Origin of the sequence: Hymenobacter fodinae, from assembly GCF_004745825.1 — a bacterium.
In the GTDB taxonomy this organism is placed as follows: Bacteria; Bacteroidota; Bacteroidia; order Cytophagales; family Hymenobacteraceae; genus Hymenobacter; species Hymenobacter fodinae.
Map to the genome: position 1 here is coordinate 478259 of NZ_SRLA01000001.1, position 25325 is coordinate 503583.

The 25325-nt window shown below is 56.0% G+C and carries 28 protein-coding genes; 15 read left to right on the top strand and 13 right to left on the bottom strand.

The window, feature by feature from the left end; translation table 11 throughout:
* Positions 1–77 precede the first annotated feature (77 nt).
* Positions 78–977, top strand: coding sequence for an alpha/beta hydrolase (locus EU556_RS01995; protein ID WP_135430506.1), 900 nt, complete (start codon positions 78–80; stop codon positions 975–977).
* A gap of 146 nt (positions 978–1123) precedes the next feature.
* Here the strand turns inward: EU556_RS01995 and EU556_RS02000 are convergent, their stop codons facing one another.
* Positions 1124–1720, bottom strand: coding sequence for an FMN-dependent NADH-azoreductase (locus tag EU556_RS02000; RefSeq protein ID WP_135430508.1), 597 nt, complete (start codon positions 1718–1720; stop codon positions 1124–1126).
* 227 nt (positions 1721–1947) lie between these two features.
* On the opposite strand from EU556_RS02000, the gene EU556_RS02005 reads away from it, so the two are divergent.
* Positions 1948–2307, top strand: a complete 360-nt coding sequence (locus EU556_RS02005; protein ID WP_135430510.1) for a winged helix-turn-helix transcriptional regulator — start codon at positions 1948–1950, stop codon at positions 2305–2307.
* Between the two features lie 82 nt (positions 2308–2389).
* Here EU556_RS02005 and EU556_RS26405 read toward each other — a convergent pair whose 3' ends face one another.
* Positions 2390–2701 carry a methylated-DNA--[protein]-cysteine S-methyltransferase gene (locus EU556_RS26405; protein WP_245327369.1) on the bottom strand — a complete coding sequence of 104 codons (312 nt, stop codon included), beginning with the start codon at positions 2699–2701 and terminating at the stop codon, positions 2390–2392.
* A 450-nt stretch (positions 2702–3151) separates the two neighbouring features.
* On the opposite strand from EU556_RS26405, the gene EU556_RS02015 reads away from it, so the two are divergent.
* The gene (locus tag EU556_RS02015) at positions 3152–4726 is read left to right on the top strand and encodes a PA14 domain-containing protein (RefSeq protein WP_135430515.1); all 1575 of its coding nucleotides are present in this window, start codon (positions 3152–3154) and stop codon (positions 4724–4726) included.
* On the opposite strand, the gene EU556_RS02020 is transcribed toward EU556_RS02015, so the two are convergent.
* The 3 genes from EU556_RS02020 to EU556_RS02030 all read right to left on the bottom strand — a co-directional run bounded on the left by EU556_RS02020 (position 4698) and on the right by EU556_RS02030 (position 7781).
* Complete coding sequence (locus tag EU556_RS02020) at positions 4698–5474, bottom strand: phospholipase D-like domain-containing protein (protein ID WP_135430517.1); 777 nt, start codon at positions 5472–5474, stop codon at positions 4698–4700. The two genes, EU556_RS02015 and EU556_RS02020, sit on opposite strands and share 29 nt — an antisense overlap.
* Positions 5471–6685: a glycosyltransferase family protein gene (locus tag EU556_RS02025; protein ID WP_135430518.1), complete on the bottom strand. Its 1215-nt coding sequence runs from the start codon at positions 6683–6685 to the stop codon at positions 5471–5473. Before EU556_RS02025 ends, EU556_RS02020 begins: the two co-directional genes overlap by 4 nt.
* A gap of 136 nt (positions 6686–6821) precedes the next feature.
* Positions 6822–7781 carry a cation diffusion facilitator family transporter gene (locus tag EU556_RS02030; RefSeq protein WP_135430520.1) on the bottom strand — a complete coding sequence of 320 codons (960 nt, stop codon included), beginning with the start codon at positions 7779–7781 and terminating at the stop codon, positions 6822–6824.
* 285 nt (positions 7782–8066) lie between these two features.
* On the opposite strand from EU556_RS02030, the gene EU556_RS02035 reads away from it, so the two are divergent.
* Positions 8067–9440: an APC family permease gene (locus tag EU556_RS02035; protein ID WP_135430523.1), complete on the top strand. Its 1374-nt coding sequence runs from the start codon at positions 8067–8069 to the stop codon at positions 9438–9440.
* A gap of 18 nt (positions 9441–9458) precedes the next feature.
* Here the strand turns inward: EU556_RS02035 and EU556_RS02040 are convergent, their stop codons facing one another.
* From EU556_RS02040 to rocD, 6 genes are all read right to left on the bottom strand, one after another.
* Positions 9459–9971, bottom strand: coding sequence for a GNAT family N-acetyltransferase (locus EU556_RS02040; RefSeq protein ID WP_135430525.1), 513 nt, complete (start codon positions 9969–9971; stop codon positions 9459–9461).
* Between the two features lie 155 nt (positions 9972–10126).
* Positions 10127–11119, bottom strand: coding sequence for a porphobilinogen synthase (gene hemB / locus EU556_RS02045; protein ID WP_210116200.1), 993 nt, complete (start codon positions 11117–11119; stop codon positions 10127–10129).
* A gap of 186 nt (positions 11120–11305) precedes the next feature.
* Positions 11306–11521 (bottom strand): hypothetical protein, encoded by a 216-nt coding sequence (locus EU556_RS02050; protein ID WP_135430527.1) that lies wholly within the window; start codon positions 11519–11521, stop codon positions 11306–11308.
* A 162-nt stretch (positions 11522–11683) separates the two neighbouring features.
* Complete coding sequence (locus EU556_RS02055) at positions 11684–11944, bottom strand: hypothetical protein (RefSeq protein WP_135430530.1); 261 nt, start codon at positions 11942–11944, stop codon at positions 11684–11686.
* A 340-nt stretch (positions 11945–12284) separates the two neighbouring features.
* On the bottom strand, positions 12285–12488 hold the full coding sequence (locus EU556_RS02060) for an LPXTG cell wall anchor domain-containing protein (RefSeq protein ID WP_135430533.1): 204 nt from the start codon (positions 12486–12488) through the stop codon (positions 12285–12287).
* Between the two features lie 381 nt (positions 12489–12869).
* The gene (rocD, locus tag EU556_RS02065; RefSeq protein WP_135430535.1) at positions 12870–14117 is read right to left on the bottom strand and encodes an ornithine--oxo-acid transaminase; all 1248 of its coding nucleotides are present in this window, start codon (positions 14115–14117) and stop codon (positions 12870–12872) included.
* Positions 14118–14326: 209 nt separating this feature from the next.
* Between rocD and EU556_RS02070 the strand changes: the two genes are divergently transcribed.
* Positions 14327–15241 (top strand): LEA type 2 family protein, encoded by a 915-nt coding sequence (locus tag EU556_RS02070; RefSeq protein ID WP_135430538.1) that lies wholly within the window; start codon positions 14327–14329, stop codon positions 15239–15241.
* 21 nt (positions 15242–15262) lie between these two features.
* Here EU556_RS02070 and EU556_RS02075 read toward each other — a convergent pair whose 3' ends face one another.
* Positions 15263–15736, bottom strand: a complete 474-nt coding sequence (locus EU556_RS02075; RefSeq protein WP_135430540.1) for a hypothetical protein — start codon at positions 15734–15736, stop codon at positions 15263–15265.
* Positions 15737–15881: 145 nt separating this feature from the next.
* Between EU556_RS02075 and EU556_RS25945 the strand changes: the two genes are divergently transcribed.
* The 10 genes from EU556_RS25945 (at position 15882) to EU556_RS02120 (ending at position 24806) form a co-directional block, all read left to right on the top strand.
* Complete coding sequence (locus EU556_RS25945; RefSeq protein WP_210116201.1) at positions 15882–16067, top strand: DUF5522 domain-containing protein; 186 nt, start codon at positions 15882–15884, stop codon at positions 16065–16067.
* A 96-nt stretch (positions 16068–16163) separates the two neighbouring features.
* Positions 16164–16403 carry a 50S ribosomal protein L28 gene (gene rpmB / locus EU556_RS02080; protein ID WP_045689230.1) on the top strand — a complete coding sequence of 80 codons (240 nt, stop codon included), beginning with the start codon at positions 16164–16166 and terminating at the stop codon, positions 16401–16403.
* Between the two features lie 236 nt (positions 16404–16639).
* Positions 16640–18301: an aminopeptidase P family protein gene (locus tag EU556_RS02085; protein WP_135430542.1), complete on the top strand. Its 1662-nt coding sequence runs from the start codon at positions 16640–16642 to the stop codon at positions 18299–18301.
* A gap of 220 nt (positions 18302–18521) precedes the next feature.
* On the top strand, positions 18522–18704 hold the full coding sequence (rpmG, locus tag EU556_RS02090; protein ID WP_045689232.1) for a 50S ribosomal protein L33: 183 nt from the start codon (positions 18522–18524) through the stop codon (positions 18702–18704).
* A 7-nt stretch (positions 18705–18711) separates the two neighbouring features.
* Positions 18712–18873, top strand: coding sequence for a DUF4295 domain-containing protein (locus tag EU556_RS02095; RefSeq protein WP_072144823.1), 162 nt, complete (start codon positions 18712–18714; stop codon positions 18871–18873).
* Positions 18874–19063: 190 nt separating this feature from the next.
* Positions 19064–20047 (top strand): signal recognition particle-docking protein FtsY, encoded by a 984-nt coding sequence (ftsY, locus tag EU556_RS02100; protein WP_135430545.1) that lies wholly within the window; start codon positions 19064–19066, stop codon positions 20045–20047.
* Between the two features lie 269 nt (positions 20048–20316).
* Positions 20317–21630: a 30S ribosomal protein S12 methylthiotransferase RimO gene (rimO, locus tag EU556_RS02105; protein ID WP_135430547.1), complete on the top strand. Its 1314-nt coding sequence runs from the start codon at positions 20317–20319 to the stop codon at positions 21628–21630.
* Between the two features lie 322 nt (positions 21631–21952).
* Entirely contained in the window at positions 21953–23545 is a 1593-nt protein-coding gene (gene bshC, locus EU556_RS02110; protein ID WP_135430550.1) for a bacillithiol biosynthesis cysteine-adding enzyme BshC, read from the top strand.
* Between the two features lie 73 nt (positions 23546–23618).
* The gene (locus tag EU556_RS02115) at positions 23619–24197 is read left to right on the top strand and encodes a 5-formyltetrahydrofolate cyclo-ligase (protein WP_135430551.1); all 579 of its coding nucleotides are present in this window, start codon (positions 23619–23621) and stop codon (positions 24195–24197) included.
* Positions 24198–24293: 96 nt separating this feature from the next.
* The gene (locus tag EU556_RS02120) at positions 24294–24806 is read left to right on the top strand and encodes an ExbD/TolR family protein (RefSeq protein ID WP_167855414.1); all 513 of its coding nucleotides are present in this window, start codon (positions 24294–24296) and stop codon (positions 24804–24806) included.
* Positions 24807–25081: 275 nt separating this feature from the next.
* Here the strand turns inward: EU556_RS02120 and EU556_RS25950 are convergent, their stop codons facing one another.
* Complete coding sequence (locus EU556_RS25950) at positions 25082–25321, bottom strand: hypothetical protein (RefSeq protein WP_167855415.1); 240 nt, start codon at positions 25319–25321, stop codon at positions 25082–25084.
* Positions 25322–25325 lie beyond the last annotated feature (4 nt).

The window sequence follows — 25325 nt, forward strand, 5'->3', positions numbered from 1 at the left end:
TGCGCAGTATATCAAGCAGCTGCTCCCATTAGCTACCCCAGTAGAGCAAACGCTCGGTGGCCATTTTTCTGTGTTTCATGCGCATTTTTTTCTCTCGGGTAGTACCCGGTTTGTTGCTTCTAACCCTGCTACTAGGCCTGTCCAATGAATACGCCGTGGCGCGCCCCAGCCGCCGGACCCAGGACGTAGCCTACGTACCGCCCACCGATCCGGCGTTTGATACCGAGCGCCACCGCCTTGATGTGTATGCGCCCAAAAAACAGGCCGCAGCTCCGCGGCCGGTAGTAGTGTTTATTCATGGCGGCAGCTGGAACAGCGGCAACAAAAACTTCTACTCATTTATTGGACGCCGCCTGGCTAAGCAGGGCGTAGTAGCCGTCATAATCAATTACCGGCTGGCCCCGCAAGTGGAGGTGCCAGCCATGGCTGAAGATTGTGCCCGGGCTGTAGCTTGGACGGCGCAGCACATTGCGGAGTATGGGGGCGACCCGCAGCGCCTGTACCTGATGGGTCATTCTGCGGGCGGTGGCCTAGCGGCCTTGCTTACCGCCGATACCCAACGACTAGCCCGCTGGGGCATGAATCCTAGTTCCATTCGCGGAGCCATCCTCGATGATCCGGCCGGACTGGATATGCTGGATTATCTGCAGAAGATGCAGTACCCCGGCGACGAGCAGTATTTGCTGCCCTTCGGCAACAGCCCCGCCGTATGGCGAGACGTGTCGGCTATGTACCACGTCACGGCTAGCACGCCGCCGTTCTTACTGTTCGTAGGGGGCGAGACATACCCTTCTATCCGGAACAGCAGCGAGAAGTTCCGGCAGAAGCTAGTGGCGCTAGGCCAGCACCCGGTGCTACAGGAGCTACCAGGCAAGAAGCACGTACCCATGGTGTTGCAGCTCTATTGGCAGTATAACATCATTTACCGAGAGCTACTTGCGTTTGTGCATGCTTCCGGAGCGCAGTCAGCTAGATAGGCCTAGGTGGCTCGAAGCTCCAAGCGCTAACTAAAAATTGTTGCTAGATGCTGACAAAAACAGGCCTAGCACAAACGCTTTCTGGTGGGTAGCGTGTGCTAGGCCTGTTAGCGGCAGCCGACTGGAGGCAGTGCCACCGAAACTGTTTACACGACTACACTATCCAGTCCCTTCTGCAGGGCATAGGGTTGGTACTCTGGCAGCTTCACGCCCTCTGCGCGGGCCACGGTTACGTCGGTGAGGCCTAGGAAGCCCAGCATCCAGCGCAAGTAGGGTACGGCAAAATCATAAGGCTGCATGGGCCCCTCGGAGTAGATACCACCGCTGGCAACGGCCAAGTACACCTTCTTACCGGTTATGAGGCCCTCGGGGCCAGTAGGGGTGTAGCGAAACGTGACGCCTGCCCGCGTCAAATGATCGAGCCACGCTTTCAGGGAAGAGGTGATGCTGAAGTTATAAAAGGGCACCCCAATCACCAAGGCATCGGTCGCTAGTACCTGGGCAATAGCTTCATCGGAGTGGCGCACTGCTTCCTGCTGCTCTGGGGAGCGACCTTCGGCCGGCGTGAAGTACGCTTGCAGGTGCGCTTCTTCGAGGTGCGGAAACGGATGGGTAGCCAGGTTGCGAACCACAACTGTACTGCCCGGATGCGCGGCCAACAGCTTGTCAATAATTCCTTGGCTCAATTGCGTACTGTACGACTCGGCGCCGCGGGCACTGGAAATAATGTGCAGAATCTGCATAAACGGAAGGTGAAAAAAGAGGTGAAATATTGCAGGTCAGCTCCGGGAGTTCCGGTAGCTGCCTGCCCCTTGAAGTAGCCACCCCGATGGGTTGGTATTCAGGTTACCTCAAGTAATCAGCTAGCCGTTTGTTTGTACCTTTCCTGCACTTCCGATTACGTGCTGGTAGCATGGTTACCCGCAGGTAATCAGGTGTATACTCTCACCGTCTTTATTCTTTTTACGATATGACCAAGCGAGATTCCGCCGAGTGCGTCCAGACCATGCAGGCCCTGCGGCATGCTTTACTAGTGGTTAATGGCAAGTGGAAGCTGCAAATAATTGTGGCTTTGCACTCCGGGGCACGCCACTTTCGGGGCCTAGAGCGCAGCGTGCCAGGTATTTCCACCAAAGTGTTGGCCAAGGAGCTGAAGGATTTAGAAGCGCATCAGTTCATTACCCGCACGGTGCACCCCGGCCCGCCCGTGGTAGTCGAATACGAGGCCTTGCCCTACGCCCGGTCACTCGACCCGGTAATTGAGGTGTTGAAAGCGTGGGGCCTCCAGCACCAGCAGCGCCTAGAAGCGGGAGCCGTGCTGCCAGAGTAGGGATATGCTTCTACACTCTGTTGGTGATGCATGTGTGCCCGCAAGGCATACGGGGTGCTACTGGCCTAGCAGGTGGCAGTTACTACGTAAACAGATTTCCTTGCTGGGATGGGCGTTCGAAGTCAAGTAGCCACCGCTTGCGAGCTAGGCCACCGGCATACCCAGTTAACTGCCCATTGGCCCCAATAATGCGGTGACAGGGCCACACAATGGCCAAAGGGTTTTGGCCATTCGCCGCTCCCACTGCCCGCACTGCCCCGGGGTTCTGCAGCAGGCGGGCTACATCCAAGTAAGAAGCCGTTCGGCCAAACCCTACTTGGGCTAGCGCCGCCCAAACCTGCCGCTGAAAATCAGTGCCCTTAGGGGTAGAGTACGTTAAGTCAAACTGTTGCAACTCCCTGGTGAAGTACGCCTGTAGTTGCCGGTACCCCTCTTGTAGGCAGGCAGGTACAGCATTCTTCCTGGTTTCGTACAATCCAGGGCTTGGCTGGTCTAGGAAACACACGGCGCTCAAGCCTGTCTCATCGCCCCTGATTTCTAGCAGTCCAAGGGATGTTGATAAAAAAGCAGATACTGCAGACATAGCCAAACAAAAAGGGAAGTAAAAATGCACGAAATATGGTTGAGTAAACTCAACTGTACGGGTCAAATTTACGGTTTTTGTGTACTAAAATATTGATTAATAGTAGTATGGCAAGGACATGCGACAAATGCCAGACTAATTGATTTATATTGTGATGGTCTTACGAGTGAAGACCGGCTGGCAGTAAGCAAGATCATCTTCTGAGGCGTGTGAAATTATATCTGCTAGCCGCCGCTCTTCGCTACCAATATCCTTTCTGCTGTGCAAAAACTACTGTTCTGCTCTGTTCTGGGGTTAAGCTTACTCGATTGGTCTTCGGCCGCGTTGGCGCAGGGCCTTGGCACAGGACTTACGGCCCTTTACTTCAATAATGGCACTTTGGCGGGTGCTCCCGTCCTGAAGCGCCTAGATCCCACCGTAGAATTTCGTTGGGGGAATACCGCTCCCGCGCCCGAGGTGTCGAAAGATAACTTTTCCGTGCGCTGGGAGGGCCTGCTGGCAGCCCCTTCTACGGGTAGCTATAAATTTGCAGTAGCTACCAAGGAAGGTGTGCGGCTCTGGGTGAATGGCAAGAAAGTACTTGACACCTGGAATGGTAAAGGCTCAGTGCAGCTCGATGGTAACTCGGTAAGCTTAGCCGCCGGCGAGAAAACAACCATCAAGTTGGAATACTTTGATGAAGAAGGCGACGCCAGTGTGGCACTGCAGTGGATGCCTCCCGGACAGGCCTTACAAACTATTCCGGCCGGCGACCTGTATCCCGTGGGCTCACCAACTACGCCTGACCCGGCAGAAGCAGTGCAAGCTGCCTTGGCCGCCAAGGCAGCGGCTGCCCAGGCGGCTCACCCAGTGGCAACCAAGGCGGCAGTAGCCCCGGCCCCGGCAGCATCCGCTGCTAAACCAGCGGCCGCCAAAACTAAGCCAGCCTCTCCTGCTCCGGCTGCTAAAGCCACCGCTGCCAAAACAGCTCCTGCTAAACCCGCAACCAAGAACACTACGCCAGCGGCAAGCACTTCAACCGCTAGTGCGGCCACAACAGCTGCTTCTACGGCACCGGTGGTACCTCCCGGGGCTTTGGCTGGTGGCGTGTTCACGCTTAAATCAAGGGCAACGGGCACACCGCTTGAGGTGATAGACGAGAGTCGTCCGTTCCGTGGCACGTCTACAGCGGCAGCCCGCACCTCGGCACCACAGTGGAAGATTGAAAGTGCTGGCGAAGGGTATTACCGGCTGCTGGTGCAAGGAAGCCCCAAAGTGCTCGAAGTACTAGGCAGCTCCACTTCCAACGGGGCCCCCATGAGCCTGTGGAGTTTCTATAGCGGCAACAACCAACTCTGGCAGATTGAAGAAGCTGGCGACGGATATTATAAGCTTATTGCCAAGCACAGTCGTAAAGCTCTGACGGCCAAAGACTCCGTGGATGGCGGTATCCAGCAGTGGCGCTACAAGGGCGAGCCAACGCAGCAGTGGAAAATAGAGCCTGCCGTAATTGAAGTGCCTAAAACCACACTAGCTGCCAGCCGAATCCCGGGCATTGGGGCCAATAACATGAGTGTGTACCCGAACCCATCTAACGGGGTGGTGCAGATGAACTATACCTTGGCAGAAACTATGCCTCTGGGTTGGGTGCTCTACGACCAGCGTGGTATTGTGGTGCGGGTGTCTGACTACCGCAAGCAGGCACCGGGCCAGCACAACCAGTCCTTGGACTTCACCAGCCTGCCCGCCGGCGACTACAACCTGCACCTCACGGTAGGCACCGTAACAACCTCGCAGCCCCTGCAGATTCGGCGGCCCAAAGCAGAGGCTACCGACGGCCAGGCCGCGGCGCAGTAGGCCTAGAGCCTTCACCAAAGATGGCCATTTGCTCCCACAGCTGTTCAAACTGCTGGGCGTAGTGGCCTACAATGGTAGGGTCTTGGGTGATGAGCAGGTTCTCGTGGTTGTGAGCGGCGGCAGAGCGCGTCCAGTTGTAGCTGCCCGTTAGCACAGCTTGCCCGTCTGCAACGGCAAACTTGTGGTGCATATGGTACTCGGTGCAGTCGGTGCGGGTAGCTACTCCGGCCGCGTAGAGTTGCTGCACATCAGAGCCTTGGTCGTACACCTTGTCGTTGTCAGTGAGCAGGCGCAGCTTCACTCCGCGGCGGTGAGCTAGCAGTAACGCCTCCGTCAGGCGGTCATCGGCCACGGTAAACACGCAAACATCCAGGGTGCGGTGCGCCGTCTGGATAAAGCCTTGGATGGCTTCTACGCAAGCTAGGCCAGGGCTGAAGTACACGCCGGAGCGGTACGTTAAGTCCTGAGTCAGCTCAGCAGGAGCTCGGGGCGCCACCTCGCTGGAGGTTAGTGCCGTAGCCTCTTCCAGCCATTCCAGCACTGCTTTATCCTTAAACGTATTGAAGCGCTCCTGCGCCAGGGCAAACAGCTGGTGGCGTAACGTATCTAGAGAGCCGCCACTCTGGGTGTAGTGGGTGAGGCTGCTGCGCAACTGCTGGGCCTCCTCCGGCGAGAGGTTAACATCGGCGAAGGCTTGACGGAACTGCTGCAACAAGGCCGCGGCTGCAGGGGCAGGAGGCTGACTCATACTGACGGAGCAACGGATACGCGGCGGCGCTTGCTGGCCTGCTGCTGGGCGGCGGCCACTTGGGCCTGCGCTGCCAAGAGTGCCTCGGCCGAAGGCTCGTGCAATACGCGCGTTAGGCCTGGTTCTGGGTGAGCCAGGTCCGCATCCCAGAGGCCCGCGTGGTGCCAGGGAGAAAGGTGGTCCCAGTCGGGCCGGTCAATAATCGGGTAGAGGCATACGCCCAGCAGTGGCACTCCCGCCTTAATGGCCGCCGCCGACTCCTGCGCAATCATCTCTAACCACAAGGGCCTATCGACACCGGGGTGGCTGGTTTCGGTGAGAACAACGGGCCGGTTGTAGCGCTTGTAGGCCTGGGCCAATAGGTAGCTCAGCGGCTTCCAGCGGGGGTCGTTGCTATCATTAACCCAAGGCAAGATATGGTGCGGATGATGCTGCCACTGGTTGTCGTAGTAGAAATTAAAGCCGAGCAGGTCTAGGTATTCGGGCTGCCCACCCAGGTCGGGGCACAGGCGGCCGCAGAGCATATCCACGCTCTGAAACTGAGACTCGTGGGAGTCATGTGCCCAGCGCAGCTCCTCGGGGCTGGCCCCAAAACGCGGCACTACATTTACCAGAGGCTCGGTGGTAAGAATCCGAATGGAGGGGTCGGCTTCCAGCAGCGCGGCCACGCCCTCAATGTAGGCCCGCATCAGGCCGCGTTTTACCTCCCAACCCTGGCCTACGCAGTAAGGCGAGGTACCCCGAACGTCGCCACCCAGCCAGCTCATGAAGCTCACCTCGTTGATGGGCGTTACAATCAGCACATCGTCGGGGCGCTGTTGGCGGTAGAAGTCTACGAAGGCGCGGCACAGAAACGCAAAGCGCCGGGCAAACATGGGGTGTAGGGGCGTCAGGTCGTCGGGGTAACCGAAATGACACAGGTCCCAGATCTGCTGAATGCCGTGGCGCTGGCCCGCATCCAACATCACCTGCACGGTGCTCCAGTCGTAGTGATAGGGCGTTTTTTCAATCTGGCTCCAGCGAATGCCTTCACGCACGCTGCCAATGGCAAACTCTTGCAGACGAGTATAGTCCTCATCCAACAGCGGCAAATGACCAGTCAGGGGCAGAAAATCTACCCGGTGGCCGAAGGCATTGAGCTGGTCGGTGCACTCGAAGCCACCCATCCAGAAAGAGTTAAAAGGCGAAGCGGCGGATAAGTCTTTTTGCATAGAGGAAGGGAAGAGGCAAAACAGGAAAAACGACAGCACACCAGCACGCCACTGCTGCTCCTGTAAGCGGAACAACGCGTGCTGTACAAACCTGGTAGTAAAGCAAAGACGAACCGTTGAGTTCGAAGGTTACACGTTAAATCTGCGGCGACACCAGCGGGTCAGTCGGCGACGTGGTCCGTTGTTTTCCGGATAACCCTTTGGCTTCGATGAAGATGCGCTTAAACTCAGGGTGCTTTGCCCGGATAGCATCCTGCAGCGTATCCACTGTGCGCTCTACTTCAACTGCCGAAAGGTGGTCGTGAAATTCTACGTCGAGGGCCAGCACAACGTCGTGCGGACCCATGTACATGGTGAGGGGGCGCCGCACCTGCTCTACGCCGCGTTGCTGCCGGGCAATAGCTTCGAGGCTGTCCAGGGTTTCATCATCTACCCCTTCTCCCACCAGCAAGCCTTTGGTTTTGTAGATCAGGAAAATAGCCACCGATACCAGCAAGATGCCAATGCAAATGGAAGCCCCGCCATCAAAGTAAGGGTTGTTTAGCAGGTGCCCAAAATATACTCCGGCCATGGCAATGACTAGGCCTAGCAGGGCGGCCATATCTTCCATCAAAATAGCGAAGATGGAAGGGTCCTTACTGCGACCCAGTGTGGCCCAGAACCCTGTTTCGCCGCGCTCTTTGTTGAACTCCCGCAGTGCCAAAAAGCAAGAAATGCCCTCAAACAGCATGGATAGGCCTAGCACCACGTAGTTCCAGGTGGGGTCGGTGATGGGGGACGGGTGGCGCAAGTGCTCTACCCCTTCATAAAACGACATGCCTCCACCCACGGAAAATACCAGGATGGCTACAATTAAAGACCAGAAGTACAGTTCTTTACTGCGCCCAAAGGGGTGGCGGGCATCGGCGGGCTTCTCCGCTTGCCTTACCCCAAACAAGAGCAATAGGCCATTGCCGCTGTCTACTAATGAGTGAATACCCTCCGAGAGCATGGCCGAGCTGCCCGTGAAAAACGCCGCTACAAACTTGGAAATGGCAATGGCGACATTAGCCCCGATGGCCCCGTAAATCGCAATTTTGGAAGAACCCGCAGACATGCAAGAGGAGATTGGTTGGCATCCGCTGAGGCTAGCGGGAGTGAGCGTCCTACGCAACTCGCTAAACCGGGGTTGGCAGCGCCCGCATTGCTAAGCAGGGGCGCCCGCCCTACCGTTCAGGTCGAAGGAGGTATCGAACGGGGCAAATGCGGCCTGATCGTGGGCAAGTGAGAGGCCTTCTAGCTAGCGCGAGCAGGTGCTTGCTAGGCCACCTCGAAGGCGAACGTGGGGGAGCGAGTTAACGGGTGCACTGAACAATCTGCGTATATCCGACTTTTACGACCCATGACGCAGACTTCTACTACTTCTCCCGAAGCTACGGCGCCCCTCCGTCGCCGGCTCGGGCTTGTGCAGGCCACCGCCCTGAATATGATTGACATGGTCGGTATCGGCCCCTTCGTGACCCTGCCGCTGGTAATGGGGTTCATGGGGCCGTATTTTCTGCTGGCTTGGCTGGTAGGAGCTGGCCTGAGCGTAGTAGACGGGCTGATCTGGAGCGAGCTGGGCGCCGCCTACCCCGAGGCCGGCGGCTCGTACCGCTTCCTGAAACTGGCCTACGGTGAGCACACCTGGGGTCGGCTAATGTCGTTTCTCTACGTGTGGCAAACCCTGATCCAAGCCCCGCTAGTGCTGGCCTCGGGCGCCATTGGCTTTGCGCAGTACTTCGGCTACTTAGTACCGTTTGATGCTGCCGCGCCCTGGCAGCCCAAGCTGGTATCGGGAACGGTGGTACTGCTGCTCATTGCTCTGCTTTACCGCCGCATTGAGGACATTGGAAAGCTGGGCGTGATGCTGTGGGTAGGAGTGCTAGGGCTCATGACTTGGCTGATTTTTGGTGGTATTACGCACGCCACCCATGAAGTGGCCTGGCTGCCGGAGGGTGGCCTAGCAGCGCTGCCCGGCATCCTAATTTCGGCGGCTATGGGACAGGCCGCGGTAAAAACCATCTACAGCTATCTGGGCTATTATAACGTGTGCCATTTGGGCGGCGAGGTGAAAGAGCCTCATAAGCTCATTCCGCGCAGCATTTTCCTGAGCATTCTGGGTATTGCGGCGCTGTACCTGCTGCTCAACTGGAGCGTGGGTACCGTAATACCATGGCAGGAGGCCAGTAAGTCGGAGTTCATTGTGAGTACGTTCGTGGAGCGCCTGTATGGCGTAGCCGCCGCCAAGGCCGCCACGGCCCTGGTACTATGGGTGGCCTTTGCCTCACTATTTGCTGTGTTGCTGGGCTACTCCCGCATACCGTATGCCGCCGCTGCCGATGGGGAGTTTCTGCCGGTTTTTGGGCGCTTGCACCCTACCAAACAGTTCCCCCACGTTTCCCTCCTGATTCTGGGCGGGGTGGGCTTCGTGTTCAGTCTGTTGTTCCGATTGGGGGAAGTGATTAGCGCCATCCTGGCCATGCGCATTCTTATTCAGTTCGTAGGCCAGGCGGTAGGGCTAGTGCTGTTGCGCAACCGGCGGGGTACCCAAGGGCTGCCCTTCCGAATGCCCCTGTATCCGCTGCCGGTGGTGTTGGCCATTGCGGTGTGGCTGTTTATTCTCTATAGCACCGGCCCCACGCTCATTCTGTCGGCGCTGGGCGTAACGGCGGCGGGGGTAGTGGCCTTTTTACTGTGGAGCCGGAGCCAGGGCCGTTGGCCGTTTGAGCAGTAACATTACTCTGTGCAGCTGCTAGGCCAATCGTTTTTCGTAGCAGAAGAACCGCAAGCCGGGCCGGAAGGCAAGTGTGATTTCACCGGCGTAGTGGTAGCCGAGCTTGGGGAAGAGCCGTTGGGTAGCTTGGTTCTCGGAGTTGGTATCTACGCGCAAGGTGCTGAGACCTAGTTGCGTGGCTAGTGTTTCGGCGTGCTGCAACAGGGACACAGCTAGGCCACTGCCCTGGGCGGCTGGGTCAACTGCTAAACGGTGCGTGACGAGAGCTGGCTCCGTTGGGTCCCAGTCGGCTTGGGCGTACTCGGGGTCCTGCTCGTTGTTAGTGAGTGCGGCTATAGCGGCTATGTGTCCATCCAATTCTGTCACCCATAAGTGCTGCTGCTCAATATCGCGCCGGAACACTTCCTCATTTGGGTATTCAGCCGACCACTGCTGGTTGCCACTGGCCTGCATAAGGGGTACCACTCGGCGTACTAGCGCCATGATGGCCGGAATATCAGGGAGCGTAGCGAGGCGGATGTGAGAAGCCATAGTGCAACGAAAGAATACGTGAATGAATGCAAGGCAGGAAGGCAGTGCAAAAGTCTGCGTGCGGGGCCGCTTGTGCAACCGGCAGTGGCCTAGACGAAAAAAGCGACCTGTAGTAGGTCGCTTTTTTCGTCTAGGCCACCTAAGCCATTTCTTGTTTATCCGCGGCGCAATACGGCTGCGGCTTCCTTGGCGAAGTAGGTCAGGATGGCATCGGCGCCGGCGCGCTTAATGCTCATGAGCACTTCCATCATGGTTTTCTCGCCATCGAGCCAGCCTTGCTGAGCGGCAGCCTTCACCATGGCGTACTCCCCCGAGACGTTGTAAGCGGTGACTGGCAGGTGCGTGTTGGTGCGCACTTCATGAATCACATCTAGGTAGCTCAGGGCGGGCTTAATCATCACCATATCAGCGCCTTCCTGCTCATCTAGCGCTAGCTCCCGCAGGGCTTCGCGGCGGTTGGCGTAGTTCATCTGATACGTCTTCTTGTCGCCGCGTTTGGGGGCCGAATCCAGGGCGTCGCGGAAGGGGCCGTAGAAGGCTGAGGCATACTTGGCGGTGTAGCTCATGATGCTCACGTGCGAAAAGCCGTTCTGGTCGAGCACGTCCCGAATCCAGGCTACGCGGCCGTCCATCATATCCGACGGGCCAATGATATCGGCGCCGGCACGGGCTTGGGCCAGGGCCATCTGGCCTAGCACCTCCAAAGAGGCATCGTTGAGGATTTCGCCGGAATCGGCATCCACAATGCCATCGTGCCCGTCGCTGGAGTAGGGGTCCATGGCCACATCGGTCATGATGACGATGTCGGGGAACTGCCGCTTGATGTCGGCTACCGTTTTCAGGTACAAGCCTTCAGGGTTGGCGCTTTCTTTGGCAAGCCGATCCTTTAGGCCATCATTAATGCTAGGAAAAGGGGCAAAGCTCTTGATACCCAGCTCCACGCAACGCCCTATTTCGTCGATGAGGCGGTCGGCGCTGAAGCGGTGGATGCCGGGCATGGAGTGAATCTCGAGCTGCTGGTTCTGCCCTTCAATCAGGAAGACGGGGTAAATAAAATCGTGCACCGAAAGCGTCGTTTCCTGCACCATGTTGCGGATAACTTCAGACTTGCGGTTGCGACGCGGACGATGCGTGGGGATAATGGCCATGCGTTGTTTTCAGAAATGAGACGAACTAGAACAACTGCGGCAAAGGTAAGGTTGCGGTGACACCAAATTCCCAGTACACCAAAACGCCGCGCTGCTCCCAGAAAACAGGGGCGGCACGGCGAGCGGCGGTGTGTGAAAATCAGATCGAAACCAACGCGGGTAATACCGGCGCCGGAAAAGAGTGGCCTACTGCTGGCTGAACTCAGCAGCCTGGGCAGCCGTGAGAGCAACGCGAGTGCCTTGGGGCCCCTGCGAGTCGTGCAGAATCACGATGGTACGGGCCGAGTCGGCGGGCATATCCACTACATTCTTAAACGGGCGCGACACAAACGCTGAGCGGCTGGTCTGGCAGCTAGCCAACATGGAAGCACCACAGAGCAGAAGTAGAAGACGAGCACGCATAATGGTAGAGCTTGAAGTAGTTATGCAGCAAAACTACTAGGGGCTCTAGCCCAATGCTGGGCAACTCGGTCAATGGCAGGCGATGCGCTACCAGCTACGTGGTTTCGTCGGTTAGCGAAGCAGGACCTCAGGCGAAGCCCTGATTGTACCCGCCAGACTGGCCTACATATTGAAAAACTCTTGGAACACCTCCAGCCAAGCGTGCTCTCCCCCGAAGGCCATGCCTAGGAAATAATACCCCAGAATGACGATGAGGGCGCCCACGCCCAAGCCTAGCCATCCGCCTAGCAATAAGCCCGTTACTACTCCCGCCACAATGGCTGCTATGCCCAGCAGCAAATGGCGCGTTTCGTGAGCTGAGGTACCGCTTGGCTTGCTAACGGCGGCTGATGCAGGGAGTAGGCTATGGGAAACGCTGCGCATAACCCGGTGGGCCACTCGAGCATGCGTGGAGATGAACGTCTTATGCTTCTGCAGCTGGCAGCGGTGGACAGGCGAAAGAGGCGCCGTTACAGCGGAAGGTGGCGCTGTTGTTACTATCAAGGGTATGCTGCTCACCGTACTATCGGACCGAGACTGGGCAGAACTAGGCCTGTGAGCCTGCGGTGAGGGATGGAACTGGAAGGCTATCCGCTCACTGCGGCAGCTACCTAATAGGCCACCCAACGCAACTACGAGAACAAGAAGAGCCTGACGAGAGGAAGAAAAGCGTAGAGGTAGCCGAAGCGGCATTGAGAGTGTAGTAAAGAGGTGAAGCAGAATACTATTCGTAGCGCCAGTAATAAAAGATTACCCCGCCCAGCACAAGTAGCAATATCCCAATCAGCGGAATAAACGACGAGCTGGAACCCGCCGCTGCCCCCACAAGAAGCAAGGTGCCGAGAGCGGCCGTTAGCACTGCTAACACCAGCGGCATATAGTCGCGGGTAGGGTGAGCGGGGCGGAGAAGTGCTCTGCGGTACGGCACAGCCTGCTGGCTGGTTGTGATAGGCTTAGCACGAGAGGGGTATATAGCCGCTGCGGCAGCCCGTAGCTGAGATCTGTGGCGTTGTTTAGGCCGCTCCCTACAAGAGAAATGAGCTAGTTGGGCTAGGGAGGACTTTGGGGCCGTGACCAACGGTGCCTGAGGTAGTTGCCTCAAAGCAGCATTCACTACCTCAGGTGGCCTAGAGCCATTGGGTGGGCGAAACTGGAAAGCCGTTTGGCTGCTACGGCAGCTGCTCGTCAGTAGTAAGAACAAGGCTACGCAACATACTACATGATAACGCATAACAGCACCAGTAAAAAATAACGGACTGCCTAAAGTAAGGCAGTCCGTTGCAGGATTCATATAAGGCGAAGCGGTGGCCTAGAACTCCAGAATCACTTGCTCAATTATGTCGCAGACCTCGTGCAACTGCTCTTCGGTAATTACCAGTGGGGGCGCGAAGCGAATGATGTCGCCGTGCGTAGGTTTGGCCAGTACGCCGCGCTCCATTAGGGTTACGCACACGTCCCAGGCGGTGCGGCCATCGGCGTGGGGCTTAATGACTACAGCGTTCAGCAGCCCTTTGCCACGCACCAGCTCTACCACTTCGGGGCGCTTGGCTTGCACCCGGCGCATCCGTTCCCGGAATACTTCACCCAAGGCGCGGGCATTTTCCGTGAGCTTTTCTTCCAGCAGCACATCGAGGGCGGCGCGCAATACTACGCTGGCAAGTGGGTTGCCGCCGAACGTGGAGCCATGCTGACCGGGCTGAATGGTGAGCATGATTTCGTTGCGGGCCAGCACCGCCGATACTGGCAGCACCCCGCCCGAAAGTGCCTTGCCCAAAATCAGGATATCGGCGTGCACTCCCTCGTAGCACACGGCTAACAGCTCGCCGGTGCGGCCTAGGCCAGTCTGAATTTCATCAGCAATAAACAGCACCTTGTGCGCTTTGCACAGGGCTGCGGCTTTAGCCAAGTAGCCCTCTGAGGGCACTACTACGCCGGCCTCACCCTGAATGGGCTCCACCAGAAAACCGCACACGTGCGGGTTATGCAGGGCTTCTTCCAGCGCCTCCAAGTCGTCGTATGGCACTACCTGGTAGCCGGGGTTGTAGGGCCCAAAGCCGCCAGTTGAGTCGGGGTCGGTGCTAAAGGAAATGATACCCGTGGTGCGGCCGTGGAAGTTATGTTCAGCCACAATAATGACGGCTTGGTTGGGAGCAATGCCTTTCTCCTGATAGCCCCATTTGCGGGCCAGCTTCAGAGCCGTTTCTACGGCCTCCGCCCCAGAGTTCATCAGCAAGGCCTTGTCGTAGTTGAACAGCTCACACAGCTGTTTTTCGGCGGCGCCCAGCTGGTCGTTGAAAAAGGCCCGGGAGGTGAGGGTAAGCTTTTGGGCCTGCGCTGTTAGAGCACCAATGATGCGCGGGTGGCAGTGGCCCTGATTTACGGCCGAGTAAGCCGATAGGAAATCGTAGTAGTGCTTGCCTTCAACGTCCCATAGGTGCACGCCCTCGCCCCGGCTAAGCACCACGGGCAGCGGGTGGTAGTTATGGGCGCCATACTGGTCTTCAAGGGCCATCAGCTCTTGGCTGCGGCGGTGGGTGGTGGCAGTGGTAGAGTGCATATGCGTGGGTGGGATTGAGATGGACGGGTAAGCAGATAACCCAAAACTACGCAAAAGAATGCGCGAAGGTCAGGCCTCAACAATCCTAAACGCGACAATAACAACCCACGGGGTACAACTCGTATGGAATCGTAAATAATTGTAATACAAGTTGTTGAATTGTTGAGCTATGAATTTGTAGCTACGGTTCTGCTTACACGTGAAGAGGTATGGCTACGCAGGGTTTTTTTGGACGGCACCGGGTTGCTTCCTTTTTTCTGATTGTACTGGTGTTGTTCATAGCTGGCGGTGCCTACACATATTTCAAAACCGACAAGGGCAAAGAACTGCTGCCCGCGCTGGAAAACGCTTCCCTCAATATCAAGAACATTACACCTAGTACCCTGCAGGCCCAGATGAAGGTGGATTTGCGTAACCAAATGCCTGTTACGCTTAAAATTGACAGCTTCAGCTACGTGACTCGCGTGGATGGGGAATTGCTCACGCAGGGCACGAAGGATGAGCCAACCGTCCTGCACGGCGACTCCGTGTCGCACCTCACGTTGCCCGTCTCGGTGCAGATGGATAACCTCAAGCGCAAGGTGCGCACCAGCCAGCAAGACTGCGTGAATGTGGAAATGGTCATGAAGCTGTTTACTCGGCTACCCGTAGCTGGCCCTCAAACCATTCCGGTGCGCGTAACCAAGCGCGTGTACATCCCGAAGCTGCCGAAAATTGAAGTAGCGGACGTAGATATCAAGGACCTAGGCCTCAAGAATGGGGAAGCTGTTGTAAGCCTACGCGTCACCAACTATAATCCTTTCCCGGTAACCGTGCGCAGCGTCCGCTACAAGTTCAGCGTCAGCGACGATATGGAGGTAGAGGGCACTGAGACCAAAGACGTCACCTTCAACAAAAAAGGGGCGGAGCTCATGCCTATTCACGTGCGTTTCGAGCCCAAAGCCATGCCCAAAGTAGCCTTCAAAGGCTTATTCAAGGCTGAGAAAACGCCCTACAAGCTAACGGGTGCCGCCGTCATTGCCGCCGGCGAGCATAACCCAAAAGATATGACGATGAATTTCAACAGCAGCGGCTCGCTGAAGGACCTAAAGGAAATTGCCAAGCCCGAAAAGCTAAAGGACTAGCTACGCAGGTGGCCTAGTGACCTATTTATTCGACAAAGTAGCCAGGCGCTCCTCCAAATCCAGGTACTTCCCAACGTAGTTGCCTTCCTCAGCGCCATTAGGCCGGAGCAGCAACCAATCCAGAATAGCAGTTTCCTCAAAGCTAACCGGAGCACCAGCCATAGCGCGTCCTTCTTCGTGGGAAAGGCGCATAATGCGGCCGGTAAGCTTACCTGCCTGCCAGGTAGCAACCTCCACTACCAGCGGTTCAGGGGTAGCCGACTCGTTAAGAGTATTAACCGTGAGGTAGCAGATTGTACCAACGGGAAGCCCCCGCTGATAGCGTTGCCGAAGCTGCGGCAAGGTGCGCTTTGCTTCTTTCCGTGGCACTTCTGGGAGTGGGCCTTGCAGTTGCTCTAGCTGCGTTACTAGAGTAGCCAAGGTGGAAGTGGGCTGTTGTGCCAGTAAGGGACCAGATAAAGAAAACGCCAGCAGGAAGGTCAAGACGGTACGCATACGCAGAAGAGCTAAAAGCGCTGGCCAAAGAAAAGCAGCGGCAAAACCGCTACATAGGTAAGATACAAAAGAAAGCCTGTTAGAGTTTTACCGAAGCTCTTCCGGCAAGCAGGTTGTATCTTGCGGGCTAAATTGGTTTTTCGGCGTGCCCAGTTCAGCTCCTTTGCCACTCCAACCCGGCGACTATTATTACACTCCAGAAGGCTACATGGTCTTTACGGAGCAGTACCACTTGCGGCGGGGTAGTTGCTGCGGAAACGGCTGCCGGCACTGCCCGTGGCGGCGGGCCCGCGAAAAAAAGAGTGGCCCTGGAGGCACTGGGCGGGGCTAACCTGCTATTTTTCAGCCATCCGGTTTGCTTCTGTCAAAGAAATACCGATATTTGCGTCCCTTTTTCCAGCATTGAAACCTCTAAGCTCCTGATATCATGGCCCGTGTTTGTGATCTGACCGGCAAGCGTACCCGCGTAGGCAACAACGTTTCGCACGCCAACAACAAAACCAAGCGCAAGTTCTACCCGAACCTGCAAAAAAAGCGTTTTTACATCCCTGAAGAGGATGCTTGGGTAACGCTGAAAGTTGCTGCCAGCACCATCCGCACCATCAATAAGAACGGCATCATGTCGGTTCTGAAGAAGGCCAAAGAGCAGGGCTTTATCGTTTACTAGTCTTAGCAAAGGCTAGAAAAAGTTAAGCGCAACGCTTCTATTCTGATTATTGCCGGGTCTCTTGTTGAAGAGGCCTAGGTGGCTACTCAGAATGGAAGCGTTGCGCTTGCTTTTTGCTAGGCCAGTGCCGCTTGCAGGTTGCGGTTTTTTCCGGAAGTTAGCGCCGCCCAAGTCACCTCAGCCACGGCTGCCTTCTGGCGCAAGGCCAGAAGATAATCCAGGTTCTTGCGGTAACTATGCCCTACTCTCTCCTGAAGCCCTGCGTTTGGCCGGCGCTGCCCGCTTTGCTGCTAACTGGCCTACTGGCCCTTGCCGCGCCCCACTCAGGGCAGGCCCAGCGCGCCGCCGGCCCCGACCGCCCCACCGATTTTCTGGACCCTGCCTTTCATAAGCAGCGCCGGGATCTGGTGCGCCAGGCCCTACCGGCGGGTTCGGTGGCGGTGTTCTTCGCGGCTCCTGTGCGCAACCGCGCCAATGATGTAGATTTCGTGTACCATCAGAACCCTGACTTTTACTACCTCACGGGGTATGAGGAGCCCGAGGCAATGCTGGTGCTGTTCAAGGAACCCCAGACTATTAATGGGCAAACGGGCATAACGGAGGCCATTTTTGTGCAGCCCCGCAACCCGGAGCGGGAGCAGTGGACCGGCCACCGCCTCGGCACCGAGGGTACCAAGCAACAGCTCAAGGTGCAGTACGTAGCCGATAACAAAGACTTTGCAACGGCGGGAATTAAGTGGGCTAGTTTCCAGCAAGTACATTTCTTGGAATTGCCTGCGGATGTACGCAATGACCCACGCGACCCTGCCGACCTATACGACCTAGTGGCCACCTTCCGGCAGCAGGCCGCCGTGCCCGCAACCTTTGACGCCTCAGCCTCCGAGGTGCACAAGCTCATTGAGCAATACGGCCTCAAAGCCGCTGACCAGCTTCGCCCGTATTTGCAGCGGCTGTCGCAGGAACAAGCTGCTCTAGGCCAAGACGCCTACATTCAGAGCTACTTGGCTGCAAAGACCGATGCCGAGCGGCAACGCGCAATAGTTAATAAGCCAAGCAGCCGTTTCGAGTCTGGTACTCTGAGTAGCGCCCTTGACCAGCTACGGGAAATCAAGACACCGGAAGAAATTGCTTTGCTTCGCCGGGCGGTGCGCATCAGTGCCGTAGGCCAGCAGGAAGTGATGAAAGCCACCCGCCCCAACATGAGTGAGCGGGAGCTCCAGGGCCTGCACGAGTACGTGTACCGCAAGTATGGGGCTGAGTTTGAAGGCTACCCCAGCATTGTAGGGGCCGGCAACAATGCCTGCGTGCTGCACTACATTGAAAACAGCAAGCCCCAGGTGAAAAACGACCTGCTGCTGATGGACTGCGGTGCCGAATACCACGGCTACTCCGCCGACGTCACCCGTACCATTCCGCCCTCAGGCAAGTTCAGCCCCGCTCAACGCCAGATTTATGAGCTGGTGTTGGCTGCGCAGGATGCTGCCTTTAAAGAGTGCAAGGCTGGCAAAGACTTTCAGGCCCCGCACGCAGCAGCTCAAAAAGTCATTGAGCAGGGCTTGGTAAAGCTGGGAATTATCAAGAAAGTGGAAGAAACTCGCCGCTATTTTCCGCATGGCACCAGTCACTACCTCGGCCTCGATGTGCACGACCGGGGTACTAACGGGCCTTTGCAGGCGGGCAGCGTAATTACCGTTGAGCCCGGCATCTATATTCCCGAAGGCAGCCCCTGCGACCAAAAATGGTGGAACATTGGCGTACGAATTGAGGATGATGTGCTCATAACTGAGAAAGGCTACGACAATTTATCGAAGGAAGCGCCGCGCACTGTAGCTGAAATAGAGGCTATGATGGATAGGCCTAGCGCCCTTGATGGTTTCAAGTTGCCTGAGCTCAACTAATTGCTGTAAGAGTGTTTGCTTAAAATATAGGCTCAGGCACATGCTTCGTTCTGAAGCTTAAAATGCATTTTCAAACGCTGCTAGGCCTATCCAGCAAACGTTGAGCGCGAGGAAGCGCGCAGGAGGGAAATAACTTTACAAAGGTTTCTCCATCTGATTGTTTGTCAATTCCGCGAACCTTCTTACCTTTGCAGTCCTTAATCCTAAAACCTAAGTCGAGATGGCTAAAAAAGGAAACCGGGTGCAGGTAATCCTGGAGTGCACCGAGCACAAAAACTCGGGCCAGCCGGGCACCTCGCGCTACATCACCACGAAGAACCGCAAGAATACCCCTGAGCGCATTGAGCTGAAGAAGTTCAACCCCGTGCTCAAGAAGATGACCGTTCACAAGGAAATCAAGTAATTGAGCAATGGCTAAGAAAGTAGTAGCAACCCTGAAAACCGCTACCGGCAAAGACTGGGCTAAGGTTATCCGCGCGGTGAAATCGGAAAAGACTGGTGCTTACACCTTCAAAGAAGAGATGGTGCCGGTTGACAAAGTACAGGAGTACATCGCCACGGGCGTTAAGTAATTGGGCGCCTTCGCGGCTTTCCAACGTAAATGAAGAAGTCCCGCCTTTGTGGGACTTTTTTGCGTGTTAGGGGCTACGGAGCCTAGGGTCTTGGGGTCTTAGGTTTCTGAGCAAGGTCCGCTGAGGTTACTCTTCGGATTGCCGTCCCCATCCCCGACCCCAAGACCCTAAGCCCCCAAGACCCCACACTATGGGCCTCTTCGATTTCTTCAAGAAAGACAAGGAAAGCAAGGAGCAGCAGCAGGCCCTCGATGAAGGTCTGCAGAAAACCAAAACCAGCTTCTTTGATCAGCTCAGCAAAGCCGTGGTCGGTAAGAATACGGTGGACGAAGCCGTGCTCGACGACCTAGAAACGTTGCTGGTGCACGCCGACGTGGGTATCGACACGACGGTGAAGGTCATTGACCGGATTGAGAAGCGCGTGGCCCGCGACAAGTACGTGAGCACCTCGGAGCTTGACCGTATCCTGCGCGAAGAAATTGCCGACCTGCTGGACCGCAACAGTGGGGCCACCGGCTCACGTGCTATCCTTGACCGCCCCGATAATACTGGCTCGCCCTTCGTGATTATGGTAGTGGGAGTGAACGGGGTGGGTAAAACTACCACTATTGGTAAGCTCGCGCACCGTTTCCATTCGGCTGGCAAAAAGGTAGTGCTCGGTGCTGCTGACACCTTCCGGGCGGCGGCCGTAGATCAGCTCATCATCTGGGGTGAGCGGGTTGGCGTGCCTGTGATTTCGCACGGCATGAACACCGACCCTGCCTCAGTGGCCTACGACGCGGTGCAGAAGGGCGTGGAAATGCAGGCCGATGTGGTAATTATCGACACAGCGGGCCGCCTACACAACAAGGTGAACCTGATGAACGAGCTCAGTAAAATCAAGCGGGTTATGCAGAAGGTTATTCCGGATGCGCCTCACGAGGTACTGCTGGTGCTGGATGGTAGCACGGGCCAGAACGCTTTCCTGCAAGCCAAGGAGTTCACCAAGGCCACCGAAGTATCGGCCCTAGCCATTACCAAGCTCGATGGCACGGCTAAGGGCGGCGTGGTTATCGGCATCTCTGACCAGTTGCAAGTTCCGGTACGCTACATTGGCGTAGGTGAGAAGATGACCGACCTGCAGCTCTTCGACCGCCACACCTTCGTGAATTCGTTGTTTAAAAAGCAGGCCTAGGCCACTTACGCAAAGACTACAAAGCCTCACCTGGCAGTTGCTAGGTGGGGCTTTTGCTTTCGCGGCCGATAACTGATGCGGCCGATAGAAGTAAGCTCCTGCCGGTAAGAAGTGGGGCAGCTGACGCAACTACTCCGGTAATGGAACATTCGCAGTAGGAAAAGGCGTTGCCGAGTTCGTACCTTTGCGGTCCAAAATTCGCCGCGGGCCGTAGCGGGCAACTTTCTCACTCCTAAGAAATTGTCCGGCCGCCCGCTTACCTACCCAGCATGAAAGTCAGAAGCCAGCAGGCCAATAAAGTCAACGTTATTACCCTCGGCTGCTCCAAAAACCTCGTCGATTCGGAGGTGATGATGGGGCAGCTGCGCGCCAACCAGTTTGAGGTAACGCACGAAGTCGATAAGAGCGACGCCAATATCGTCATTATCAATACCTGCGGCTTTATTGATAACGCCAAGCAGGAAAGCATCGACACCATTCTGCGCTACGCCGACGAGAAGGAAGCCGGCCGTCTGGATAAGCTCTACGTGACGGGTTGCCTCTCCCAGCGCTACAAGGACGACCTGGAGCAGGAGATTCCGCAGGTAGATGCTTACTTTGGCACCCTGGAGCTGCCTCAGTTGATGAAAACCTTGGAGGCGGACTATAAGCACGAGCTGATAGGGGAGAGGCTGCTGACTACGCCCAAGCACTATGCATACTTCAAAATTGCAGAAGGTTGTAACCGTCCGTGCTCGTTTTGCGCCATCCCGCTCATGCGCGGCAAGCACCAAGACCGGCCTATTGAGGATTTAGTGAAAGAAGCCAAGCGCTTAGCCTCTATGGGTACAAAAGAACTCATTCTGATTGCTCAGGACCTGACCTATTATGGCCTGCAGCACTATGGTGAGCGGAAACTAGCCGACCTACTGCGCAACCTCTCTGACGTAAACGGCATCGACTGGATTCGTCTGCAGTACGCCTACCCTTCGCAGTTCCCTTTGGATGCGCTGGACGTGATGAACGAGCGCGCCAACATTTGCAAGTATCTGGATATGCCCCTGCAGCATATCTCCGATAATATGCTGAAAACCATGCGCCGGGGCATCAGCAAGCGGCGCACCGTGGAGCTAGTAGACACCATCCGGCAGCGGGTACCCAATATTGCCCTGCGTACCACGCTTATTGCCGGTCACCCCGGCGAAACCCAGCAGGATTTCGAGGACCTCTACAACTTCGTGGAGGAAACCCGCTTCGACCGCCTTGGCATTTTCACTTACTCGCACGAGGACAACACCCACTCTTACACGCTGGAAGACGATGTGCCCGCTGAAGTAAAGCAGGACCGCGCCGACCAGATTATGGAATTGCAGCAGGGTATTTCAATGGAGCTAAACGAGGAGAAAGTAGGCCAGACCTACAAAGTTCTCTTCGATCGTAAGGAAAGCGGCTACTTTGTGGGTCGTACTGAGTTCGACTCGCCGGAAGTAGACAACGAGGTGCTGGTACCTGCCACCAAAGACACCTACGTACGCCTCGGCGACTTTGCCCAGGTGCAAATCACGGAGGCCTCAGACTTCGATTTGTACGGCAAGCTGATTTAACTGGCCTAGGCCACCTTCGATGACCCTGCTTTAGCTACTTGGCTAAGGCAGGGTTTTCTTTTAAGCTGTGAATTTGACTGAAGGAGGAATATAAGAACTGGGCTTGGAGACTAGCCTGATTCCTTCCTGTGGTCGGAATGCCTTCCAAATTTACTTCATTTCGTTACCCTGGCTTAGTCGCAGGAAAACCGCCTTTACACTCAGTCTGGCGATATTATGGCCGGAAACGTAAGTAGCCTAGAAACCTGCGGAAGCTAGTTTCGGCAAATACCCAGTTACTTTATGGCGTCTGGCCGGTTATAGCCGAATTACTCCCCAATCCATGTCCGTCACGACCCTCCGCTACGCCGATACTGGCTCATTTTCGCCTCTTCTTACTGATTACCTCAGCCGGCGCCCCGAGCTCAACCAATACTACCACCGCTTCCCGACGCTGGAGGAGTTTGCGGCTCAGATTGAAGAAAAAAAGGCAACCTACACACCGGAGGCCCGACAGCGGTTGGTAGCTGCCTTGCGGGAGCAGTATACCGCCGTGCCGGACGTACATTCCGCCGTGCAGAGCAACATAGCGCTACTGGAAAAGGACACCACCTTTACCATCACGACGGGCCACCAGCTCAACCTGCTTACTGGGCCGCTGTACTTCATTTACAAGATTGTAACGGCCCTGAAGCTGAGCCGCCAACTGAAGGAGCAGTACCCCCAGTACGATTTTGTGCCGGTGTACTGGATGGCTACCGAAGACCACGACTTCGCTGAAATCAACCACCTGCATCTGTTCGGAAAGAAATACGAGTGGAACGCCGCCAATACCGGTGGGCCCGTAGGACGCTTGCCGCTGGATGGGTTGGAAGAAGAGCTGCTCCAGCAACTGCCCGCCGATATTCCGGCTGCCTTCAGGGAGGCCTACACGAGCTCTGCTACCTTGGCCGAGGCCATGCGCAAGCTCACGCACTCCTTATTCGGGCAATATGGCCTAGTGGCGTTAGATGGCGACTCGCCAGCCCTGAAGCAAGCGTTGGTGCCGGTGCTGGAAAAGGAAATTCAGGAGCAGGCCTCCAACCAAGCAGTGCAGGCCACCAACCAGCAGCTCGAAGCGGCCGGCTACAAGCCGCAGGTGTACTCGCGCCCCATTAACCTGTTTTTCCTGACCGATGGCGGCAAGCGGGAGCGGCTGGAGTACGATGCCGCGGCTGATTGCGTGCAGATAACTGTGCGCAACACCAACCGATGTCATAGTCAGCAGGAATTACTCGACTTGGCCCGCCAACACCCGGAGCAATTCAGCCCCAACGTGGTACTGCGGCCTCTGTATCAGGAACTGCTACTGCCCAACCTCTGCTACATTGGGGGCGGAGCGGAAGTGGCCTACTGGTTTCAGCTGAAGCAGATTTTCACTGACAACCAAGTGCCCTTTCCCATTCTGCTGCTCCGCAACTCTGGACTGTACATTGGGAAAGCCAACGCCGGCAAGCTGCGTAAACTCAGCCTCACGGCTCCCGATATTTTCCGGCCCCTGCCCGAGCTGAAGAAGCAGGTGGGTGCATCACTAGGCCAGGAAGAAGTGAGTCTCGCGGCTCAGCAGCAAGCCTTGGCAGCAGTATTTAAGGAAGTAGCTGACCTAGCCCAGCGCCTCGACCCAACCTTGGTGAAAACCGTAGCCGCTGAGCAGCAAAAAGCAGCGGGCAGCCTCGCCGGATTGGAAAAACGACTAAGCAAAGCCGCCGAAACTAAGCACGAAGTGGCCTACAGTCAGCTTACGGCACTCAAGGAGAAGCTTTTCCCAGGTGGTTCGTTGCAGGAGCGGGTGGATAACGTGCTGAGCATTCTCATCAACAACCCCAGCTTTATAGATCAGCTCATCGAGGCCTTCGACCCGCTGGCGCTGGAATTTACGGTGCTGGAAGAAGAGTAGAAAACTCAAGTAGTAACGCTGTAGACACGGCCCGCCTCACAGATTGATGCGGGCCGTGTTAGTATCCAAGAGTATGCTGAAGGCTGATATCAGGCGAAAATTCCTGGCTCGCCGCCGCGCTTTGTCGGAGGAAGAAGTGACGCGCCGTAGCGACAGATTACGCAATCTATTGATCCAACAATTCCCGACGGATAATTGGCAATGGCTGCATGTATTTCTGCCCATCCTGCACCAGAAGGAGCCTAACACGTGGCCAATTATTAGTGAGTTTCTGCACGAAGAGTCTCCGGTGAAGTTAGCCGTGCCGGTAGTACAGGCCGATGGCCACACGCTGCGTCATTATCACCTCTCGCCTGATACGCAGTTGGTAGAAAACCGCTGGGGTATTCCGGAACCAGTAGGAGCCGTCGAGGTACAGCCGGCGCAGCTAGATGCCGTGCTGGTGCCGCTGCTGGCTTTCGACGAAACCGGCCACCGCGTGGGCTACGGCAAAGGCTTCTACGACCACTTCCTAGGCCAGTGTCGGCCTGATACGGTGCGTATCGGCCTGAGCCTGGAGCCGCCAGTACCGCGCATAACCGACGCCTGGCCCGGTGATGTACGCCTGCACGCTTGCATCACGCCGGAAAAGGTGTGGCGGTTTGAGCAATAGAAAGCGGAGTGCTACACCATAATATTATTGGTTCAATATACTTCGGCAGCCCAGATGGGCGTTGAAGCGGTAATATTCATTAAACAGTTTATAACTATGGCTTCTACCCAACCGTTAGACATATCCGCCAAGCGTCCCCGCCGCGCCTTCCGGGCCATTGTAATACCCGATATGACTCCTATGGTAGGCGTGGGCTTTCTACTAGTATCGTTCTTTTTGCTAACGGCCACTCTAGAAAAGCCTACCGTGATGCAGGTGACAATGCCGGTTAAAGAGCGACCAGATGGAGTCGGTTACTCATGCTTTGGTCTTTTAGGAGGCTTGACAGTAATTCTAGGTGAAAATAGCAAGGTGTATTATTACTCAGGAGTGTATGGGGCAGTTCAAAATCCTGAGATACATGTTACGGACTTAAGCTCTGCTGGCTTGCGACAAGTGTTGCTTACTTTATCGGGCAAAGAAGTAGTCTATATCAAAGCTAGTGACGACGCTAAATATCAGGATATGGTGGACGCCTTGGATGAGATGAATATCACCAACCGCAAGAAGTACGCAATGGTAGACATAAGCGCGGAGGAGTACGACCTGGTCAAGAAAGGCAGGTTGTAAACGCAGACGAAATAGAAGCAGAATGCTTAGGCTTGGCTTGAATAAGTTGGACCTTCTGCCCGATTTCGTTGTCGGTCTTTGGACGGCGTACTCTTGCTAGAAGAGGAGGAACTATTGATGCGCTGCGCGGCCAAGACTTGGGCTAGTTTGCACAAACCACTTTTCATGCGAGAAATAATTACTGATATAGATAGAGCCTCCCCTGAATAGCTAGGGGCAAAAATTACAGTAGCAATATATAGCAGATAAAATCGTGTAGCAACTGCAATTGAGGGCTACCGTTGCCACCAGTAAAGTACGCCTCGGGTAAGCTGAGCCAGCAGCCAAATAGGTAGGGAAAGCAGCAACACAAGCTCCCAGGAATGGATTATGATATACGTGTTGTGCAGTTGGATATCGAGGGGCGAAACCTGAAAAAAGTAAGGCCCCAGTAGGAACATCAGTCCTACTGCAACCAAAATAGTTATGGTTACGGCTAGCAACACTTCCCGATATAGCCGCTTCCAAAACTTCATAGGC

What these genes read in the sequence shown, in the direction of transcription:
- EU556_RS01995 (WP_135430506.1), top strand. Translation starts at nt 78, where the DNA reads ATGCGCATTTTTTTCTCTCGGGTAGTACCCGGTTTGTTGCTTCTAACC.
- EU556_RS02000 (WP_135430508.1), bottom strand. Translation starts at nt 1,720, where the DNA reads ATGCAGATTCTGCACATTATTTCCAGTGCCCGCGGCGCCGAGTCGTAC.
- EU556_RS02005 (WP_135430510.1), top strand. Translation starts at nt 1,948, where the DNA reads ATGACCAAGCGAGATTCCGCCGAGTGCGTCCAGACCATGCAGGCCCTG.
- EU556_RS02020 (WP_135430517.1), bottom strand. Translation starts at nt 5,474, where the DNA reads ATGAGTCAGCCTCCTGCCCCTGCAGCCGCGGCCTTGTTGCAGCAGTTC.
- EU556_RS02025 (WP_135430518.1), bottom strand. Translation starts at nt 6,685, where the DNA reads ATGCAAAAAGACTTATCCGCCGCTTCGCCTTTTAACTCTTTCTGGATG.
- EU556_RS02030 (WP_135430520.1), bottom strand. Translation starts at nt 7,781, where the DNA reads ATGTCTGCGGGTTCTTCCAAAATTGCGATTTACGGGGCCATCGGGGCT.
- EU556_RS02035 (WP_135430523.1), top strand. Translation starts at nt 8,067, where the DNA reads ATGACGCAGACTTCTACTACTTCTCCCGAAGCTACGGCGCCCCTCCGT.
- EU556_RS02040 (WP_135430525.1), bottom strand. Translation starts at nt 9,971, where the DNA reads ATGGCTTCTCACATCCGCCTCGCTACGCTCCCTGATATTCCGGCCATC.
- hemB (WP_210116200.1), bottom strand. Translation starts at nt 11,119, where the DNA reads ATGGCCATTATCCCCACGCATCGTCCGCGTCGCAACCGCAAGTCTGAA.
- EU556_RS02050 (WP_135430527.1), bottom strand. Translation starts at nt 11,521, where the DNA reads ATGCGTGCTCGTCTTCTACTTCTGCTCTGTGGTGCTTCCATGTTGGCT.
- EU556_RS02055 (WP_135430530.1), bottom strand. Translation starts at nt 11,944, where the DNA reads ATGCGCAGCGTTTCCCATAGCCTACTCCCTGCATCAGCCGCCGTTAGC.
- rocD (WP_135430535.1), bottom strand. Translation starts at nt 14,117, where the DNA reads ATGCACTCTACCACTGCCACCACCCACCGCCGCAGCCAAGAGCTGATG.
- EU556_RS02070 (WP_135430538.1), top strand. Translation starts at nt 14,327, where the DNA reads ATGGCTACGCAGGGTTTTTTTGGACGGCACCGGGTTGCTTCCTTTTTT.
- EU556_RS02075 (WP_135430540.1), bottom strand. Translation starts at nt 15,736, where the DNA reads ATGCGTACCGTCTTGACCTTCCTGCTGGCGTTTTCTTTATCTGGTCCC.
- rpmB (WP_045689230.1), top strand. Translation starts at nt 16,164, where the DNA reads ATGGCCCGTGTTTGTGATCTGACCGGCAAGCGTACCCGCGTAGGCAAC.
- EU556_RS02085 (WP_135430542.1), top strand. Translation starts at nt 16,640, where the DNA reads ATGCCCTACTCTCTCCTGAAGCCCTGCGTTTGGCCGGCGCTGCCCGCT.
- rpmG (WP_045689232.1), top strand. Translation starts at nt 18,522, where the DNA reads ATGGCTAAAAAAGGAAACCGGGTGCAGGTAATCCTGGAGTGCACCGAG.
- EU556_RS02095 (WP_072144823.1), top strand. Translation starts at nt 18,712, where the DNA reads ATGGCTAAGAAAGTAGTAGCAACCCTGAAAACCGCTACCGGCAAAGAC.
- ftsY (WP_135430545.1), top strand. Translation starts at nt 19,064, where the DNA reads ATGGGCCTCTTCGATTTCTTCAAGAAAGACAAGGAAAGCAAGGAGCAG.
- rimO (WP_135430547.1), top strand. Translation starts at nt 20,317, where the DNA reads ATGAAAGTCAGAAGCCAGCAGGCCAATAAAGTCAACGTTATTACCCTC.
- bshC (WP_135430550.1), top strand. Translation starts at nt 21,953, where the DNA reads ATGTCCGTCACGACCCTCCGCTACGCCGATACTGGCTCATTTTCGCCT.
- EU556_RS02115 (WP_135430551.1), top strand. Translation starts at nt 23,619, where the DNA reads ATGCTGAAGGCTGATATCAGGCGAAAATTCCTGGCTCGCCGCCGCGCT.
- EU556_RS02120 (WP_167855414.1), top strand. Translation starts at nt 24,294, where the DNA reads ATGGCTTCTACCCAACCGTTAGACATATCCGCCAAGCGTCCCCGCCGC.
- EU556_RS25950 (WP_167855415.1), bottom strand. Translation starts at nt 25,321, where the DNA reads ATGAAGTTTTGGAAGCGGCTATATCGGGAAGTGTTGCTAGCCGTAACC.